Annotated in this window: 6 protein-coding genes and 3 pseudogenes; 4 read left to right on the top strand and 5 right to left on the bottom strand. The window is 41.1% G+C overall.

Annotated elements, in window-relative coordinates; genetic code table 11:
* Positions 1 to 48: 48 nt before the first annotated feature.
* Positions 49 to 2,961 carry a sugar-binding domain-containing protein gene (locus L6471_RS00655; RefSeq protein WP_237797015.1) on the top strand — a complete coding sequence of 971 codons (2,913 nt, stop codon included), beginning with the start codon at positions 49 to 51 and terminating at the stop codon, positions 2,959 to 2,961.
* Positions 2,962 to 3,041: 80 nt separating this feature from the next.
* Positions 3,042 to 3,665 (top strand): porin family protein, encoded by a 624-nt coding sequence (locus tag L6471_RS00650; protein WP_237797014.1) that lies wholly within the window; start codon positions 3,042 to 3,044, stop codon positions 3,663 to 3,665.
* An 18-nt stretch (positions 3,666 to 3,683) separates the two neighbouring features.
* Here L6471_RS00650 and L6471_RS00645 read toward each other — a convergent pair whose 3' ends face one another.
* Positions 3,684 to 5,990, bottom strand: a complete 2,307-nt coding sequence (locus tag L6471_RS00645; protein ID WP_237797013.1) for an outer membrane beta-barrel family protein — start codon at positions 5,988 to 5,990, stop codon at positions 3,684 to 3,686.
* Between the two features lie 340 nt (positions 5,991 to 6,330).
* Here L6471_RS00645 and L6471_RS00640 point away from each other — a divergent pair, with 340 nt between their 5' ends.
* Positions 6,331 to 7,524, top strand: coding sequence for a site-specific integrase (locus L6471_RS00640; RefSeq protein ID WP_237797012.1), 1,194 nt, complete (start codon positions 6,331 to 6,333; stop codon positions 7,522 to 7,524).
* A gap of 76 nt (positions 7,525 to 7,600) precedes the next feature.
* Positions 7,601 to 9,931, top strand: coding sequence for a glycoside hydrolase family 3 C-terminal domain-containing protein (locus L6471_RS00635; RefSeq protein WP_237797011.1), 2,331 nt, complete (start codon positions 7,601 to 7,603; stop codon positions 9,929 to 9,931).
* 59 nt (positions 9,932 to 9,990) lie between these two features.
* Here the strand turns inward: L6471_RS00635 and L6471_RS00630 are convergent, their stop codons facing one another.
* From L6471_RS00630 to L6471_RS14185, 4 genes and pseudogenes are all read right to left on the bottom strand, one after another.
* Positions 9,991 to 10,746: a nucleoside-specific channel-forming Tsx family protein gene (locus tag L6471_RS00630; RefSeq protein ID WP_074549534.1), complete on the bottom strand. Its 756-nt coding sequence runs from the start codon at positions 10,744 to 10,746 to the stop codon at positions 9,991 to 9,993.
* A gap of 119 nt (positions 10,747 to 10,865) precedes the next feature.
* A pseudogene (locus L6471_RS14195) lies at positions 10,866 to 11,132 on the bottom strand (alpha-2-macroglobulin family protein); the annotation flags it as partial.
* Positions 11,133 to 12,839: 1,707 nt separating this feature from the next.
* Positions 12,840 to 13,340, bottom strand: a pseudogene (locus tag L6471_RS14190) (alpha-2-macroglobulin family protein); the annotation flags it as partial.
* A gap of 12 nt (positions 13,341 to 13,352) precedes the next feature.
* Positions 13,353 to 15,161 (bottom strand): annotated as a pseudogene (locus L6471_RS14185) (MG2 domain-containing protein); the annotation flags it as partial.
* Between the last annotated feature and the right edge of the window lie 788 nt (positions 15,162 to 15,949).

Genomic DNA, 15,949 nt, shown 5'->3' with positions numbered 1-15,949 from the left:
CTAGTATATAATCACCTTAGACTTGTAAAAAAACCTAAATAATCAATTATGAAAAAAATATTTTTATCTCTACTATTGATATCCTTACCCTTATTCTTGCCGTTATCTTTGTCTGCTCAATCACGGACACGGCTTGCCCTTGATGGTCAGTGGCAGTTTGCGCTCGATCCGCTGGGCTCGTTGTCTATCAATTCGCCATTTAGCGATCTGGTATCGCTTCCCGGAACTACTGATACGAATTGCAAGGGTGTCGCTATCAAAGATACTACTGAGACTACACATCTTTCCCGTCTTTTCTCGTATAAGGGTAAAGCGTGGTATAGCCGTAACATCTACATCGACAAAAGTTGGAAGAATCATACTATTATCCTCCATCTTGAACGTACCAAAACTACGACTATCTTTGTTGACGGCAAACTGTGTGGAGGCAGTAATGATGTATCTACTCCCCAGACTTTTGATCTTTCTAAGGTTCTTACACCAGGAAAGCATACAATCACTATTCTTGTGGATAACGGCAGCGGGGTTCCTGAACAAGTATACGCTTCTTCACATGCCTACACAGAAGATACTCAGACGAACTGGAACGGTATCATCGGACAACTGTATCTGGAGGCCATCCACCCTACTCACTTCACCGATTTGCAAGTCCGCACAGACATTGAGCACCCAACCGTGGCACAGGTGACCTTCCGCTGTACGCCGAATCTGAAACGCAAAGACAAAATCATTTTCTCTGTTATCGATACCGATGGCGACAAAGAAAAGATTATCGCTCAAAAATCTTTCCCGATAGCATCACTGCTCCATGAACAAGACAAGGATGCTACTATTCATTTCGACTTGTCTAAAACATCTAAACGATGGAGTGAGTTTCATCCTAACCTCTTCCGACTGAAAGCTGAAATTGTAGGTAAAGATATCTATGAAACAACCTTTGGACTTACCAAAATGGAAACTCGGAATCATCACTTTTATGTGAATGATACCCTCACTTTTCTACGAGGTAAACATGATGCCTGCGTATGGCCACAAACGGGACATGTTGCCATGAAGACTGATGACTGGAAAGAATATCTCACGCAGCTCAGTACCTATGGCATCAACCATATTCGGTTCCATTCCTGGTGTCCACCTGAAGCTGCATTTCAGGCAGCTGATGAGTTGGGGTTCTACTTACAACCAGAACTTCCTTTCTGGGGGGATTTCAAGGCTGAAGATTCTACCCTCATGACCTTTCTTCTGAAAGAAGGCAAGAATATTATCCGTACCTATGGACATCATCCTAGTTTCCAAATGATGGCTTTAGGTAATGAACTCTGGGGTTCTATCGAAGCCATGAAACAATTTGTGGATACTTTCCGCAAAATGGCACCTGAAAAACTCTATACTTTCGGCTCTAACTTCTATCTAGGCTACCAGGGCATCAAACCGGGAATGGATTACTTCACCACTTGTCGTATCGGTGGCGAAGGATGGGGCAACTATAACACCCACACTCGTGGCTCATTCGCCTTTGCCGATGTCTACGATGGTGGTATGCTCAACCATTTCTATCCGAATTCCACCCGAAATTTTGACCTTGCCTGCGATGCAGCCAATGTTCCTGTTATCAGCCACGAGACGGGTCAATTCCAGACTTATCCTGATTTCGAAACAGAAATACCTGAGTATAAAGGGGTGCTCTATCCGTATAATATGATGACTTTCCAGAGAAGACTGCAAAAAGCCGGTCTGGCCGACATGGCTAAAGCCTTCCATGATGCCAGCGGAAAATGGGCCGTACAACTCTATAAGGCTGATATCGAAATGGATCTCCGTACCAAGAACATGGCCGGCTTCCAGCTCCTCGACATTCAGGATTATCCAGGACAGGGTTCGGCTTACGTGGGTATTCTCGATGCCAATATGCAAACAAAAGGGATTACCACCCAAGATGAATGGAAACAGTGGTGCTATAATACTGTTATTCTGGCTGAACTGCCTAAATTCTGCTTTTCTGATGAGACGATTCTGGCTGATATCAAAATAGCTAATTACAGTGGTGCATCCTTGAAGGGTAAAAATATTCTTTGGGGACTCTCTCGCAAAAACGGTAATACAACTAATTTGTCGGATACGACCATCGTACAGGGACAATTAACTGTAAATTCTGATGCTCAAGGGCTCATCTCAGTGGGAACTATCTGTATACCTCAGGCTAAAAACTTGCAATCTGGTAGGTATAGTTTAACGCTCACAACGGCTTCTTCTGATAATAATGAGGAAGTATATCGTAACAATTACAGTATATGGGTCTACCCTTCCATCGATAAGGCGGAAGCAGAAAAAGGTAAAGTGCTGATTACAAGTACACTGAACGATGCTGTCGCCAATAAGTTAAAACGAGGCGCTGTCGTTCTCTGGATGCCTGACAGTACGACCTTCGCGAACGATTCTGCGCTCTACAAAAATACCGTTGGCGGACTCTTCTTGACGGATTACTGGAACTGGCGTATGTTTAAGACAATCAGCGAAAACAACAAGAAACCTGTTTCTCCGGGTACACTCGGCCTGTATATCGCTAACCCTTTGCATCCTATCTTTGCTGATTTCCCAACTGACAGCTACACTTCATGGCAATGGTTTGATGCTACCAAGAACAGTCGCCCACTCATGCTCGATAACTTAGATAAGAAGTATCGCCCTATCGTACAAGTTATTGATAATATCGAACGTAATCATCGTCTGGGACTTATCTTTGAATTCCAAGTTGGCAAAGGTAAATTAATGGTCTGCATGACTAATCTACGTAGCAAACTTCCTGAAACGAAAGCTCTTTATCGTGGCATTCTTCGTTATATGAATTCTGATGCCTTTGCGCCTGCTACGCAAATCTCATGGGAAGAACTCAAAAAGGGTCTTACTGATAACGTTGATGAAAACCAACTCAAAGAGCTCAATAATATTTCTCAATATTAGCAACAAATAGTCTCTTCATGCGTTATAAAGGTAATTAAAAATAACCATAAAAACAGAAGTAACAATTTAATCACAAAAAAATGGTAAAGAAAACAGCATTAACTTTATTTGTTGCAGTCATAGCACTTACAGCAAATGCACAAAAACTTAGATTTGGAGTAAAGGGGGGATTAAACTTTTCTAAAGAAACTCAAGGTAAAGTAGAACAACTGTATATTTCCAGCGATTTATCGTTTCGAACAAGCTTTCATATTGGAGGAGTTATGAATTACGCTTTAACGGATCAATTAGAATTAGAAGCAGATCTTCTCTATTCTCAACAAGGATATAAAGACATCATCTATACTACAGCTATTGAACAAAACATAGCCAATGAGAACTATACCGTTACAAGTCATTATATCAACCTCCCTATTGCTATAAAATACTACATTGCCGACGGATTTTATGCAGAATGTGGTCCACAGATAGGCTATTTGCTTTCCAAGAAAGGCAAACTAGAGAATTGGGAAAACACATATGACGCTTATTCTTCTAACAATACCAAGAAGATCGATTTTAGTATTTTTGGTGGACTAGGCTATCGTTTCAATAACAATGTATTTATTGAAGGACGATATATTCATGGATTGACTGGAACATCTAAAGTCGTAGACGGTTGCAAGAACCGTAACATTCAGATATCATTAGGTTATCTCTTCTAACTCCCACGTCTTTTATCATTACAGTCTTTCCTTCTCTGCATTACCAGCACCAGTTCCTTTGTATTTGCTTCGAGAGGTATTGAAGTTGTATGTGATAGAGGCACCGATGGATTGGGTAAAGGTATAGGCATCCCTCGACATCGTTGTTACAGGGAAATAACCTGTCCAGCTGTCACGCTTAGTACGAAAGATATCGTTGGCTATAATAGCTGCAGTAATCTTATCATCAAAGAATTTCTTCTGAACACGAGCATTCACTCTAAAGCCATGGTTGTAATAAGTAAAACCATTGTAATAGCTTGTTGAATAGTGCAAATAAAGCATTGCCTTGGTTGTCTTGTTGAGGGTAAACCAATTGCGGAAGTCGAATTCCCACTCTGGCTTATTAAAATTCCTATCTACACCATAAGCCTTTGTGTCAAAGTTCTGCTGCCAGTAGCTAACTGTGAGCGTTGGCAAATAGAATCCAAACTTAGGAGAGGCTGTTAGCGAGAGGTTATAGAATTCAGCCTTATCGAAATTGCGATCTGTCCATATTGTTATTTCCGTTCCTTCCTTATACAGGCTACCAAAACTCTGCTGTACATCCTTGTCACGTCTGTATCCTGCAATGAAACTCAACCAAGAATAGGTGACATTCAGACTGAGATTCTGCTTTATTGTTGGACGCAACAACGGATTACCACCTTCATATTGATAGCGATTGTCATATTGCACGTTAGAATTTAAAGAACGATAGCTTGGACGACTTATACGCTTATCATATCCCAACTGAACACCCCATTTATTCTTTTCCCATCCTAAGGTAACACTAGGGAACCAATCACGATATTTTCGACTTGGCTCTGTCTGGAATTTTCCAAAGGAATAATAATCAGAATTAACCGATTCGTAGCGCAAGCCTCCAACAAAGTTCCATTCTCCTAAATTCAACTGATATTCTGCAAAAGCAGCTGTATTACTTTCTTTTATTTCATCATCTGAAGGCAATAATACCTGTTCTATATTGGTATAAACACCATGATTATTAGAGCGGCTTATCTCAGAACCTACACTCAGTTCGCCCTTCCACACAGGATAACTCAACACTAATTTTCCAGCCAACAGATTATTACGATTTACGTTGTATGTATTTACCTCACGATTACCCAATTGCAGACTTTCTTCATGGGAAGCTTGATTACGTGTGTTTTTCTTCCAAATCCATGTTCCGTTGAAATCAATACCAAGTTTGCCAGCCTTACCCACATAATACATATTTGCTTCATGCTGTGGATTATCGCTCATCTGTATTGTCATCAACTGATCAACATTTCCTTCAAGAACATCATTACGCTTTATATTTTGTAATGTTTGAGCTGTTCCACCTTGATAAATAGAACCCTTCAGTTTATAAGAGAAGCCTATAGAATTGTCGACATTAAAATCATAACTTGCACCTATCTTGCCATTAACAAGGGTGTACCAGAAACTATTTGGAGCATATTGACTAATATTGATATGATTGCCGTTTGTATAAATATCAGTAGCCAATGTGTTGTCCTCAGAGTAGTTAGCATGATTCAATGCCATTGAACCTGTTAGTTCCAAGCCACCAGTGCGATATTTTACCGTAGCGTCATCATAGTTTGCCCATTTCTTGTTATAACCTAGCCAACTATATGTCTCCACGCCAAAACCATCACCCTGAGGCTTTAAGGTTTTAATACGTATCACGGCACCCACCTCAGCGTTATATTTTGCACCAGGTGAGGTTATTATTGATACGCTCTTGATATCTGTAGATTTCAGTTGTTTCAGTTCTTGAATATCCTGCACTTTTTTGTTATTGATGTATATCTCAGGAGTACCCTTAGCAAACACAGTAAATTTTCCGTCTTCGCCTTGCACGTTTGGCAGCATAGAAAGGACATCATCTGCCGTTCCAACATCTTTAAGCATCGAATTATGAATATCCACAGCCATACCGCCTGCAGTCATCTTGTATTGAGGATATTCACCTTTTATCACCACCTCACCAAGTGTTTGGGTAGCAAGTTGCATCTTAATGTCTCCCACACTCCCATGCTGGACAGCAATAAACATGGTTTGATAACCCACGCTTGAGAGTTTAAGTAATCCGTCCTTGCCTTCTGCATCAATGATGAATGTTCCATCGTCCTTGGTTATGACTCCCTTAACAAAAGAAGAGTCAGCACTATTCAATAATACAACATTAGCAAAAGCCAAAGGCTGTGACAATTCATCAATAACACGACCTGTTATTGTCTGAGCAAAAGAAGCTATTGAGCATAGCCATAGAAAAGACATTAAGATTATACGCATAAGTAAGTATTTATTTTGTTCAAGATTCAATATACAAGTGCAAATTTAGTTAATATTTTTCATATAGTACTCTTATAGTGTTGAAAAGTTGACGAACATTATTATATTGTGCGTCCAGTTGCTGAACTTGTAAAGAAGATTGTTCTTTTTTCATTTGCGCTCAATTTAAGCACAAAGGTTCTAAAAATACGATATTTTATCGCTCTATCCAATACAAAAAACGAGAATTTATATACTAGACTTACTCAAAAAATGGATTAATTCTCTATATTTTTATTCGATTTGGGATATAAAATATTCCCCATCACAGTATATAATGTAACAACTATAATTTTATACTATGACATCAATAAAAATAAAGTTTAGACCTTCCACTGTTGAAGATAAAGAAGGATGCATCTATTTTCAAATTATCCATAACCGCGTAGTTCGCCAGTTAAACACCGACTATCATATTTTTGCAAATGAATGGGATGCAACAGAAGAATGTATTATCATGAACGAAAACCGATACGCTGTTTTGTGCAATATCAAGGAGCATTTGAAATGGGACTTCACCCGATTGAAAAGCATTATCAGACAAATGGAGACAGAGGAACTTAGATATACGACGGATACTATAATAGCTACATTCCAACGTGTAACTAAAGAAACTTCGTTTTTCACCTTCATGCACAATACCATAGCACAATTAAAGCTTTTGGGCAAGATCCGAACATCTGAGACTTATGCCGCTACACTTAAAAGTTTTATCACTTTTCGAGACGGACGAGATATCCCACTTAATGGCATCAATTCTGACCTCATGCTTCTGTATGAGGCTTATCTGAAAGCCAGAGGGGTTAGCATGAACACCATTTCTTTCTATATGCGCAATCTTCGCGCCGTCTATAATCGTGCCGTAGAAAAGGAGCTGACTCCACAAATCTATCCGTTTCGACACGTCTATACGGGAGTTGAGAAAACTGTTAAACGAGCCGTTCCTATCAAAACGATTAAAGCCTTGAAAGAACAGGACTTGTCGTTGAAACCGATACTCGATTATGCACGTGATATGTTCTTATTCAGTTTCTACACTCGTGGCATGTCTTTCATCGACATGTCATACCTCAAAAAGAAAGACTTGAAAAACGGTTTTCTGACTTACCGACGAAAAAAAACGGGTCAGCTGCTCACGATCAAGTGGGAGAAGTGCATGGAGGAGATTATCGACAAATACCCTAAAAATGAGACGATCTATCTTCTTCCTATCATTACCAAACCAGGCAAGGAACGAAAACAATACAACAATGCCCTTCATTTAGTGAACTATCACTTAAAAGAGCTTTCGACTATGCTTAAACTCCAGAGACCACTGACCATGTATGTAGCTCGCCACTCTTGGGCAAGTGCTGCCAAATTTAAAAATATACCTTTATCTGTTATCAGCGAAGGTATGGGACATGACTCTGAAGCAACGACACGGATTTACCTTGCTTCACTAGAAACGTCAGTGGTTGACAAAGCAAATAAGATGATTTTGGGATTATTGTAAATAGATAGAGTTATATTTTCAAAGAAAAATGTATCTTTGCACCAAAGCTAACCAAATAATAACATTAAACCTTAACATGAGAAAAAAAATATTGCTTATGTGTGCTTCTATAGCTCTTGTCAGTTGTAATAACCAAACTATACTTATTAATCAGCAGGTTGACGCTCTTTACGATAGAATGTCGCAGGAAGAACGCATTAACCAATTACGTAGTGGATATATGGATGACTTGTTTGATGAACAGGGTAATCTGGATACCGTAAAATGTAAAGAGTTGATTCCGTTTGGTATCGGTCACTTCTCTCAATATGCCAGCCAAAAACCGCTCGATGCAAATATTCTTCGAGACCGCGTTGCTGCTGTACAAGACTGGCTCATACATCATACTCCTAACGGAATTCCTGCTCTCTTCCACGAAGAAGTGCTCTCGGGTGTTAACACGAAAGATGCTACGATCTATCCACAACAAATAGGACAAGCATGCTCTTTTAATCCCGAACTGGCTGAGCGAAAGACCTTACAAACGGGTATCGATATGCGCAAAATGGGGGGCGTACTCTCCTTATCGCCTATGGTAGACGTATGCCGAAATCCGAGTTTCAACCGGCTCGAAGAGTCGTATGGCGAAGATGGGTATCTGTCGGCTGTAATGGGTACTGCCTTTGTCAAGGGATTACAGCAGGGCGACTTAACCAAAGGTGTGGGGGCTTGCAGCAAGCACTATCTCGGATATGGTGGCGGAGGCGATGCTAAGGAAAAGGAGATGATGGAAGAAATTCTACTTCCTCACGAAACAATGATTCGTCTGGCTGGAAGCAAAGCGCTGATGCCTGGTTATCACGCTGTACATGGTACTAACTGTGTAGCTAATCATGAGATATTGACCGATATTCTTCGTGGCTATCTCGGCTTCGATGGTATGGTGGTTAGTGACTATACAGCCATAGACCAAATTCCTGGTCTTGATACTCCTCTTCAGAAGGCTACTGCAGCGATCAACGCTGGCAACGATGTGGATTTTCCGCATGGTGCCAACTATAAGTTCCTGCAGGAAGGTCTCGATAAAGGTATGGTTAAGCCCGAGGCTTTTGAGCGTGCTGTAAAAGATGTTCTTCGCCATAAATATCGCCAAGGGCTCTTCGACAAGAACGCTTATCTCTACAGCAAAGATCCTATTCAGCTCGATAGTAAGGAGGAGCGACAGACTGCCTACGATATCGCTACACAAAGTGTCGTTTTACTTGAAAATAAAGGGATATTACCGCTTCGAGGCAAACAGAATATCTTCGTCACAGGTCCGAATGCGAATACGATGTGGGCCATGTGTGGTGACTATTCGTTCCCAGCAATGACTTATTTCTGGAAGAAGGTAACTGAAGATCTTGACCATCCTCATATCGTGAAACTCCTCGAAGGTATGAAAGACCGAAAGCCTGCGGGGATAAATATTTCTTATTCCCGCGGATGTGACTGGACTGATACTATCGAAACCAAGTATGCTGTATCTGGTGATGAACGTGCTTGGGAATACGAGGTATTACATCGCAAGGTCGATTCTGGTGAAAAGGCTGATGAAACTGAAGCTCTGGCCATGGCAAAGAAGGCGGATGTTATCATCGCAGCTGTTGGTGAGAATGTAATGCTATGTGGCGAAAATCGTGATCGACAGGGGCTTTGCCTCCCGGGACATCAGGAACAATATGTAGAACGACTTCTGGCTACAGGAAAACCTGTTGTGCTGGTTGTTTTTGGTGGAAGAGCGCAAGTCATCTCTAACATTGCTAACCGTTGTGCTGCTGTTATCCAGGCTTGGTATCCTGGTGAGGAAGGTGGTCATGCTGTTGCAGATATTCTCTACGGTAACGTGTCTCCATCAGCTAAACTTTCTGTAAGTTATCCGAATGTAGAACTGGACGAGCCCATCTGCTATAACTATTCTGCCAAACAGGATTCACGTGTGGCTTGGCCTTTCGGCTATGGACTGAGCTATACCACTTTCGACTATAGTAATCTTGAAGTTCCTGCAGAAGTGAAGACTTCTGATGAAAGCTTGCATATCGCATTCGAAGTAGCAAATACGGGAAAAATGGATGCTGATGAAATCGCTCAGGTTTACTTATCTCCTACTCAAGAGAATCAGAATATCCGCCCTATCCAACTGCAGGGCTTTGCACGCATATCACTCAAGGCTGGTGAGCGTAAGAAAGTAAAGGTAAAACTCTACACTGAACAGTTTGGCTATTATTCTAACAACGGTAAACGACAATGGAATATCGCCCCTGGCACATTTACGGTCAAGATAGGAGCCTCATCACAGGATATCAAATTGCAAAAAAATATAACCGTCAAGGGAGATATCGTAGTGAAACCTTTGCGTGATTTTTACTTCTCTGAAGTCATCAAGTGATTCGTAAAAAGTGCGACATGATTCCATCTTAACAATGAAATGATGTCGCACTTGTCTTTTTAATTAAAAGTCCACTTTAATGCCAATGTTGGGATAGCATAAAAGCGATTATTTTGTCCCTGATCGTTCCAAACAAAATTATTGGATAACTCAACCTCTGTTCCTACACTCAGATTAATTTTATCCCATTCTTTAATCGTATTCAGATTAAACCAAAACTGAGGTTCGCTCAACCAAATAAGTTTACCATTTACATTAGGATCATACCAAAGATCATTGAAACCAGAGAAGGTACAAAGTCGATTTAAAAAATGAATGCTCCATACTTCTGTAAGTTGAAAACCACTGAAAGGACGGGCCCCATAATGACGATTCTTGAAATAATACTTATACATGGCCTGAAGCGAGAATGTTTTAGTAAAATCTGCTGAATGCCAATTCCATGCACCACCAGCCAGCACAGCATGCTGAAAACGAGTAGCGTCCCATGTCTTTTCATTAGAACTCAAACCACCATTATACTCTACATGTACTGCCCACTGCTTATTCTTGCTCACATGAAATTCACGTGAAATTTCCCAATAGGCTCCTTCTACACCATCACGCTGATAATTAATATCAGTAAACATAAATGTACTACCCCACGCATCGGGTTTAAACATTTCGACAGTTGTTGTTACACTTGGACGAGAAGTTAGATTACCATTAAGTACGTGTCCCATGTCATAATGGAGTTGGACATTTTGAGCACTAGCTGTCACGCCGACAGAAGTCAAGACTATAGCCAAAATCTTGTTTTTTAATTGTGACTTCATTCCCTATTTTAATATTATAAACTGATTTTTTTCTCTTCATCTTTAAATGATACTAAATGCAAAATTACTAAAAAAAATCGTTTTACTCAAATAAAGAGTCAAGCTATAGTATGATTTCTCTATCTCTGACTGGCATAGGCTTTGAATACTGGTGCATAAACGCTCTGAACAGAACAAGAGCCATTCTGATATTCACCCTTGCGATCGATATAATACTCCGTAGTCAATGTATAATCGCCCTTTGGCATGGTATTGAAGAAGTAATCGGTATGACTGTCGTAAGGCGATACATAACAATTGAATCTCCAGTCGTAACCACTTAACTGCTTTACGGGTTCGAGCGAGGCAGCATGATTGCTGGTTACACGAACATAATCAAAATTACGTTCTGCATGAATGATAATGACTTCGCGAACTTTATCGCCTACGGTAGGAGTCTTGGTACTGTCTGCGAATTCCAAACGTCGACTAATTGTAAAACCACTCGAGAAACTGGCATCAATATCTGCTACAGGCTGTTCAAACTGAGCATAGACACTCCCCCATGACATTCCCGCTACAATGGATTTGTTATGCTGGGCTACAGGATAAGGGTCTGACTGTATCGTGAGCATCTTTCCTTTTGGTTCCTTCAGCTCTGTCTTGCAGAAACCAACAATGGCGGTTGCATCACCCATAGCTACAGATTTACCATCCATTGTAACATGTACTACCCCCTCTGATTCATGCATATCTTTCATATTATCGAGTAACAGGGCATAAATGGCATTCACCGAATTAATTTGTGTATCCCATTCCTGTGTTCGTTTTTCTTCGAGCAAATAAGTCTGCATACCGACGAGCATAGCCGTATCGCTTGGCGCAATCTTATGGAAGGCTTCAAGCGCCATACTTACAGTAGGCAACTTATAGTCGTACCATGAAGAGTGAGCCTTATTCGTATCAAAGTAAACACCCATCATCGGTGTTTTTACACTATATTGGCGAATACTCTCCAGAAATTCACGGGCATATTGCTTCTCTCCACGCTTATCAAGTACATTAGCCAGAATAGCCTTGCCATAAATGGTTAACTGATCAGGACGGTCTATAATCTTACTCATAAGATAATCGATATCTGATTTGAGACTGTCACTCTCTACTCCTCCTGCCATTGCACGAACATAAAGGGCATGGTTTACCATTTCATATGGTATATATGGTAATGATTTTACTCTGCCTTTAGTGCGTTGGCGCTCTTCTGCTTCCTTCTTACGCATCGTTTTGGCCTCATCGCTAATACACTTGTCTATAACCGGCATCGCCTGTCGTAACATCGTCTCTGCATTAGTTATACTTGCAGTCAAAACAGGAAGGCGTGTTGATTGTCCAGCACCAATCAACTGATTCAGGTGAACCAGTTGTTCGGCTATCATGATGGTCATATAATCATTACCTGGCATGCCACTAAACCAGCTCCATCGACCATCGTTATGTTGTAGGTTTCCGAGTTTACTTGCAGCCTCATCTATACGATGACGTAAAGTATCTGGATTAGCTGCCGTACCGAGCATCTTAATGAAAATAGAATCGTTATCAAACTGACTACCTATCTTAGCGATAAGACTGTTGGCATAAAAAGACGACAACTGACTGAAAGCATCTTCATACTTAGGAAGGGTAAGTCCTCCAAGAGCCTGTACAGCATACCATATAGGGTTTTCTGTTGTCTCAATAATCAGTTTACGTTGAGAAGCATTCTTTCCAAAGAGTTTTTCAACTGGCACTGTAGCTGTTTCGCCACGCTTTATCCGCACAGCCATACTCTTGGTAATGATCTCTTTATTAGGAAGTATTGCCAGATAATGCTGTTCGCCATCGGCTGTGCCATCAGCAGTAGCAGCCACGATTTTGCAGATAACACCATCTTTTATGGTATCACTCTTACGCAAATCGATGGTGAAAACAGCAGAAGTAGTTTGCTGAGCATTTACCACAAAAGGTTTCTTTTCTTCATAAATTACCTCTTCTGTAGCAGGGTCAAGGAGTTGCATCACGATAGTTCCCTTCTGATTTTGCTCTGAGGTATTCACAATACGCGATACCAATTCACCAGAATCACCTCGTCTCATAAAGCGCGGCATATTCGGCTGGATTACAAAGGCTTTCTGAGCTTTGACCATAGCGTTGGCCCAACCAGTACGCATGTGCTTATCGTGAGCCCAACCGATAAATCGCCAAGCTGTAATACTCTCGGGTAAAGTAAAGGTTAAATTGATTCTGCCCTTCTTATCTGTAACCAATTGTGGCTGCCAAAAGGCCAATTCACTAAAGTTGGTACGAGGAGAAACGCTAGGTAAAATCTCCTCAGACACATGATTGGAAGATGCGGGGGTAGCAGCACTTTCTACCTGTAGTTTTGATCCTCGTATCATGATACTATTATCTGCTGCCATTGCTGCATTCATCACATCTGCAGACACAGCCCGGTTTACCGCGAAATTCTTCTTCCGCACACCATAACCTACAACTGGTGCATCTTTCTGTCGGTTACCACTCTCACGTAGTCTTACACGTAAGGAAGCCCCCGGCTGAGCTACTATCTTTTCACTCATGAAGTCCACAAACGAGAATACCAATTCAAGGGCATGCTGAGAGGCGATTTTGAACTGTCCATTTACATCCGTAATGGCTGATTTCGTATTATCTTTGCTCTTCACTGTGACACCAATAAGAGGGTTACCCTCCATATCGGTAACAACACCCATTATCAAGCCGACCTTACCAGCATCATATTTTCCTTCATCAGCACTCTTCAACAAGGCAATATCATCGAGTCCCACTCTACCCTGCATCAGATTTCTACGAAATGCACTAAAAGAAAGGTCGGACTCTGGATGATATGGGAAGTAATGGAACAGATGATCTGAATCATAATGGTTAGTAAGACCAGACCATGAGCTTGTAATATAAGGTGTAAAGGTTGGAACATCCATTGTATAATACTCTTTCAAGTAATCGAGTGCTTGATCGAACATTGTACCCGTGAGTTGGGCATCTGCTGGCTTTCCATTTGGATAACGCACATTCATTTTCCAAGTTTCTTTCTCACCCGGCTGTAGTTTATCGCGGAAAGTACTCCAAGTAACCTGCAATTTTGGCTCAGACTCTCTTGGACCTGTTAGTTGTTTTTCCATCTGATATACTTTGCCGTCTTTCACCATAGCCAACGTTAGGATAGCCAAATCGCCCATCGACTTATCATAAGGTATGGTCAATACCTGAAGCGAACTATCACACGAAAGTTGCTCCTTCTTGAGTATCTGACGGCTCGAAGCTAAAGTGTAGAAGAAAGTTACATTTTTTCTACTGCTGCCATACTGTACTCGTATTGCATCTTTCGTACTCTTATAGCCTACATGATCAGCGTAAAGCCAGATATCAGAAGAAGTACAGAGATGCTTATCAGCTAAATTTACCACACGAATATCAGTCTGCGAAGTGTCGCCCTCACAGATGGCATAAAGTATATAATCACCTGTATGCATCTGCAGAGCTCGGGTGGAAATCGTAAAAGTTTGATTAGCCTTGACCTTGCGTATAGCATCAGCCGCCTCTATCTTGGTCGTCTTACCTTGAGGTACCAAATACCAGAAAGCACTACCCGCTATCGGCTGGTCAGAAAGGTTTTTACGTGTAATCATAATACGAAGCGAATCTTGAGTTACAGTTTCTCCTCCATCATTAACCATAACGGACAAGCGCGCAGGACTCTTACGTACAGGCAGTGATATTTGTGCTTCGTGACTCTCCCCACTTACATCAGTAACCGTGGCTCTTACAGTCACTCTTCTACCCCACTCGTAAGTTGCTGTAGAATGAATAGGAACTCTTACGGAAAAAATACCCTTATTATCGGTTATCGTAGTATCCTTACTGTTATTTCCAACAGAGTATACCACGCGGGCCCCTTGAACGGCATTGTCTGCAAAGGTAGAAGCCTTACCTTTCAGCGTGATGGTATCACCTTGACAATACGCCTCCTTTGGACTAATCCATTCAGCTGTAAAGGTTGGTCGCTTATACTCTTCTACTGAGAAATCTATATTCTGAGAAAAATGCTTATGGATATATACGCCTTGATGTGTAGATACAAAAGACTCCGTATCTTCAGCGAAATTCTTAACATCATTGGTAACCATCAGACTCCAATGACCTGTTTTGGCATTTTTAGGCAATTGATACTCCACGGCTATCGTTCCATAAGCATCAGTATTGGCGATGAGTGTGTCTACCTCTTGACCATCAGCATTGCTGACGATAACGCCTATAGGAATATTCTCGAGAGTCTTCATCTTACCCTTGCTCGCATCGCTATAGACTGTAGCAGCAAGATGCACCTTCTGACCAGGACGATAAATAGCTCTATCGGTCATGGTGTGGCATCGTATATTATCGACGTCGTTATGATTCTCAGCTGAGACATTACTATAGAAAGAAGGATAAAGTAACTCTGCAGGGCAATAGGTATCTCGACCCAAAACAGGTGCATAACGTACCTGAGTATTGTAGTTGGCAGGTGCATCTATGAGCACTTCTCCCTTCTCGTCACACGTATAAACTGTACCTGGTTTATGGGTAGAACTCATATAAGTATGGATAGAAGCCTTAGACACCGGTTTACCCGTTTTGCGATCAACTACTACCATACGATACTTATTACCAGGCAACTTCGTAGCCAAAAGGTAAAGAGCCGTGATTTTCACCTGACATTTAGCCACAGAAGCTTGATAATCATCGCCTATAGCACGGATTTCATACCATCCGATTGGAAGAGAAGGAAGAGAATAATTTTGTTTGATTGATTGGAAGACGTCGTCGACGTTGATATTAATCGTTTGTTCCATCTCCACTTTCTCGTTCACCGTAGTATCATTGATTAAACGACGAACCTCAAACTTCAACTGGTGAATATTTCGAGTAGTAATATCCATTTTGATACTATCCAGAGGTGATAATATGGTTCTACTGATAGAAATATTGGCCCTCGGATACATACAATCGTTGACTTGATTTCGCAAGATATTGACATAACGATTATGAGGATGACACCTCACGATACTATCGGCATAGTGGCCACGATCTATCGATTTTGATATTCTCTCAGCTCGCTTACCGGCAAGCCAAACAGATTCATCAAACTCAGGATGCGCCTTAATCAAAG

The organism is Segatella bryantii (assembly GCF_022024215.1).
GTDB lineage: Bacteria > Bacteroidota > Bacteroidia > Bacteroidales > Bacteroidaceae > Prevotella > Prevotella bryantii.
Note: the sequence above shows the minus strand (reverse complement) of the source record. Positions and strands in the feature narration are given on the sequence as shown.

Excerpts from the sequence above, each read along its gene's own strand:
- L6471_RS00655 (WP_237797015.1), top strand. The coding sequence starts at position 49 with ATGAAAAAAATATTTTTATCTCTACTATTGATATCCTTACCCTTATTC.
- L6471_RS00650 (WP_237797014.1), top strand. The coding sequence starts at position 3,042 with ATGGTAAAGAAAACAGCATTAACTTTATTTGTTGCAGTCATAGCACTT.
- L6471_RS00645 (WP_237797013.1), bottom strand. The coding sequence starts at position 5,990 with ATGCGTATAATCTTAATGTCTTTTCTATGGCTATGCTCAATAGCTTCT.
- L6471_RS00640 (WP_237797012.1), top strand. The coding sequence starts at position 6,331 with ATGACATCAATAAAAATAAAGTTTAGACCTTCCACTGTTGAAGATAAA.
- L6471_RS00635 (WP_237797011.1), top strand. The coding sequence starts at position 7,601 with ATGAGAAAAAAAATATTGCTTATGTGTGCTTCTATAGCTCTTGTCAGT.
- L6471_RS00630 (WP_074549534.1), bottom strand. The coding sequence starts at position 10,746 with ATGAAGTCACAATTAAAAAACAAGATTTTGGCTATAGTCTTGACTTCT.